Here is a 3,118-nt window from a genome sequence, read left to right as displayed (position 1 = left end):
TACCTTATTGCCGCTACGCCTTTGCTGTTTGCGGCTGCCTACGCGCTGCAATATCCGCGCGTGCCGGTTGCAAGCGAAAAGCCGGAAGGAAACGAGGTTTACTTTGCGCAGGTTGCAGGCTGGATCATTCTGCTTACTGCGTTGGCAACAGGCAGCTATGCCCTTTATATGCAATGGACAGGCGAGGAAACCCTGTTTACCCAGTTGTGGTTGTGGCCGATATTTGCCAGCTTACTGTTGTTTGCCAAACGTCTGAAATGGGAAGAGCTTCTGCAAACCAATTTGGCATTCTTGCCATTGTTTGGCCTGCATTTCCTCTCCTACCATACCGAGCATGCGGTGACAGCCGCCGCAGCCTTGCCGCTTGCCGCCGCCACTGTGTTGAACTTCATTATCCTGAACAACTATCAGCGCCATGATCTGATTTGGTTACACAAACTCAATATCACGATACTCGGCGTACTTTGGACGCTTTGGACGGCGCTGTATGTCGGCGAACGTTTTTACGGCGTTTGGGCGCAGCTTTCGTGGCTGGTCGTGCCGCTGGCGATGTGGATTGTTTTCCATACGCAACGCCAACGCGAATTTTTCAGACGGCATCAAGCCATTTATCAGCATTTTGCTATGCCGTTGTGCGCCCTTGCTGCTGCCTGTTGGATGCTGTGGACCAACTTCTCCACGCCGTTCCAACCTTCGCCGTTGCCGTATATTCCCGTGCTCAATCCGGTGGAACTCGCCAGCGCCGGTATGCTTTGGTTTGCCCTGAAATCCCTACCCGAAGCCTTACCGTCCGAACTTCGACGTACCACAGCGACCACTGTCGCCGCCTTGGCATTTATGCTGATCAGCGCAGGCGTGATGCGCGTATGGCATTTCTACGACGGCATTACTTGGCGACTCGACATCATGCTCCAATCCTTCGGTCTGCAAGCCAGCCTCTCCGTCGTTTGGGCAGTAACCGCCATCATCTTGATGGTACTCGGCAACCGTCGCAAACAGCGTTCCTACTGGATGACAGGCGCGACGCTGATGGGCATCGTGGTCGTTAAACTCTTCCTGATCGAGCTTTCTAACAGCGGCGGTATTGAGCGCATTGCCTCCTTCATCATCGTCGGCTTGCTGCTGCTTCTGGTCGGTTGGTTTGCACCCGTTCCGCCCAAAGCAGAGAATGATGGCGAACCTAAAGCCTAATCATTAATCCCCAAAAGAAAAAGGCCGTCTGAAAAAAGCAGCGTTATCTGTTTTCAGACGGCCTTTATTTTTTAGAAGGTACAATCTGCTTTGTTCTGGCATGTCTAATTGTATTGGGTTATGATGCCTTTTAATATATAAATGGATAAGCCGTAGGTCGTCTGAAAAAACGAAAACGGGTCTGCATATCACGCATGATGCGTCCGACAGACTGACCATGGATGGACACATAAAGATAAAAACCGCTACCGGAGGAAATAGAAAATGCCTAACCGCAATGAGCTTCCCTTAATTTATTCTTGTTCCGGATGTTCAGATGTGGCGCAGCTGGCCAACAACACAGCCGTGGCGCTCGACCATGCCGGAGAATTTGAAATGTCGTGCATTTCCGGCGTAGGCGGCAAAGTCGCGCCGTTGGTACGCAAAGCGCAGTCCGGACGGCCGATGTTGGTTATTGACGGCTGTCATCTGCATTGCGCTAAATCGTGTTTGGAAAATGTAGGCGTTGAAATCCCGGAAGGGCATCATGTGAAACTATACGAACTGGGCTACAAAAAACGCTTTGGCAAAAGCTATGACGAGGCGATGGTAGAAGAAGTTTATCAATATGTTTTGACGAAGAAGGGCGATGTATTGAGCAGTTAACGATCTTTATTTGATTGATTGTCCCCAGAATATCGGTTGAGAATCTAATCCATGGGACTGTAAGTTTTACATATACATGATTTGGGACGTGAGAAAATAAAGATTTTAGGCCGTCTGAAAAACCATTTAGTTTTCAGACGGCCTTATATTTTGGCAGATATACAGTTTAGCCTGATTGCCGATAAATTTAGCGGTTAGCTTAACCAGCAAGAATCAGGCTAGTGTACGCAGCCGATTAACGAAGGTATGTGGGCAGCGAGGACTTTTATATGGGTTTTTTACCGGACAAATCAGCAATTTTACTTAGTAAATCAATTACCTTATCCGATCCGAAATCATTGTCCGACTGCTTGTCTGCCGATGAATTGTCGGGCAAATATTGGCTATTGAGCAGGCGATTGCGAATTTGGGTAAAGGTTTCCTGCACATATTCGTTTGCTTTTTCCGGATGATTGAAACTGACAGCAGCGTGCTGAGAGGCTTCAAGCAAACCGCTATACAGCTCGATTTGGTGTTTCATATTGGAAAAATGACGTATTTCTGCCAATAGGTTTTTCTGATGTCGCAGACAGGTTGTGCCGATCAGCATTAGGGTAATAATGGGAAATGTGTAAAACAGGATATTTAGTTTTTTCTCACTGATATATTCGGGATGAAATAAAACTGCCATACTGAAAAAAATTAATAACACTATGGCAATGCTAAATAAAACGATTCCTAACCCACTGAAGCAAGAAGCTGAGGCTTCGTTATTTTCAATTTGTTTATCTGTATTTTTTAAAGCTCCTGACAAAGATTTTTGGGCATCTTTAATTCGATTGCTTAATCCTTCTGTTAATTCTTCAATTTTTGAATTCAGCTCCTCCTTTATTTTTTCCTTTTCCAATTTTTCTTGCTCAAGTCTTGCTGATAGTTTTGTGATTTCTTCATCATTTTTCACCTTCTCCGATTGAGCTTGTTGAGCTTGCTTTAATTTTTCTTCAAGCTCTTGAATAGTGGCTTCTGAAGATTGGAGCTTTCTTTGCAAGTTATTTGTAAATAAGCCAGAATTCCCCATAAATTGAAGATTTAAATTTGCTCCCTCTAAATTTGCTCCCTCTAAATTTGCTCCCTCTAAATCTGCTCCTATTAAATCTGCTCCTATTAAATCTGCTCTTCTTAAATTTGCTCCTATTAAATCTGCTCTTCTTAAATTTGCTCCTATTAAATTTGCTCAAAATAAATTTTCTCGACTAAAATTTGCTCTAAATAAATTTTCTCGCGTTAAATCTGCACGACTTAA

Annotated in this window: 3 protein-coding genes and 2 pseudogenes; 2 read left to right on the top strand and 3 right to left on the bottom strand. The window is 44.9% G+C overall.

Features of this window, described 5'->3' with window-relative positions; all coding sequences use genetic code 11:
• Together Q1M25_RS09215 and Q1M25_RS09210 are read left to right on the top strand one after the other, a co-directional pair.
• The coding region (locus Q1M25_RS09215; protein ID WP_300484000.1) for a DUF2339 domain-containing protein at window positions 1-1,191 on the top strand (1,191 nt) is incomplete at its 5' end.
• Between the two features lie 264 nt (window positions 1,192-1,455).
• Complete coding sequence (locus Q1M25_RS09210) at window positions 1,456-1,836, top strand: putative zinc-binding protein (RefSeq protein ID WP_070624990.1); 381 nt, start codon at window positions 1,456-1,458, stop codon at window positions 1,834-1,836.
• A 265-nt stretch (window positions 1,837-2,101) separates the two neighbouring features.
• Here the strand turns inward: Q1M25_RS09210 and Q1M25_RS09205 are convergent, their stop codons facing one another.
• The 3 genes and pseudogenes from Q1M25_RS09205 to Q1M25_RS09565 form a co-directional block, all read right to left on the bottom strand.
• A complete protein-coding gene (locus Q1M25_RS09205) occupies window positions 2,102-2,893 on the bottom strand; it encodes a hypothetical protein (protein ID WP_300483998.1) in 792 nt (263 codons plus the stop codon).
• Window positions 2,894-2,911: 18 nt separating this feature from the next.
• A pseudogene (locus tag Q1M25_RS09570) lies at window positions 2,912-2,980 on the bottom strand (pentapeptide repeat-containing protein); the annotation flags it as partial.
• A pseudogene (locus Q1M25_RS09565) lies at window positions 2,958-3,053 on the bottom strand (hypothetical protein); the annotation flags it as partial. The pseudogenes Q1M25_RS09570 and Q1M25_RS09565, both read right to left, overlap by 23 nt.
• Window positions 3,054-3,118: the final 65 nt, after the last annotated feature.

Source organism: uncultured Neisseria sp. (assembly GCF_951230505.1).
In the GTDB taxonomy this organism is placed as follows: domain Bacteria; phylum Pseudomonadota; class Gammaproteobacteria; order Burkholderiales; family Neisseriaceae; genus Neisseria.
Note: the sequence above shows the minus strand (reverse complement) of the source record. Positions and strands in the feature narration are given on the sequence as shown.